General features: G+C 49.8%; 1 protein-coding gene. It reads left to right on the top strand.

Annotation, left to right across the window (positions count from 1 at the left end; all coding sequences use genetic code 11):
- Window positions 1-424: tandem-95 repeat protein (locus AB4138_RS23945; protein WP_372307980.1), on the top strand; the 424-nt coding region annotated here is incomplete at both ends.

The raw sequence follows: 424 nt of genomic DNA, 5'->3' as shown, positions 1-424 counted from the left end.
TTCGTCTAAGCCAAGAGCAGCTGCTTTCTCAAGCATCAGATGTGGAAGGCGATGACTTGACGGCTAGCGACCTTACGGTTGGTGGAGATGCAACGGTTGTAGCTAATGATGACGGCAGTTTCACCATCACACCAGATGCGAACTTCAATGGTGACATTGATATCAGCTTCGATATCTCAGATGGCACCAACACAGTTCAAGCCTCTGCAGACTTAACCGTTAACCCAGTAAACGACCTGCCAGTCCCTCAAGATCAACAGTTCAGTGTTGAAGAAGATGGAACGCTTATCTTCACCGATGCAGACCTGTTAACAGGCGCTACAGACATTGAAGGCGACAACCTAACGGTTGAAGGTGTGACCTACGATGGTGGCGACGGTATCCTGACCGACAACGGCAACGGGACTTACACCTTTGCGCCAAA

The organism is Vibrio sp. 10N.286.52.C3, assembly GCF_041468865.1.
Lineage (GTDB): Bacteria > Pseudomonadota > Gammaproteobacteria > Enterobacterales > Vibrionaceae > Vibrio > Vibrio crassostreae_C.
This window is presented reverse-complemented; position numbering and strand designations above follow the sequence as displayed.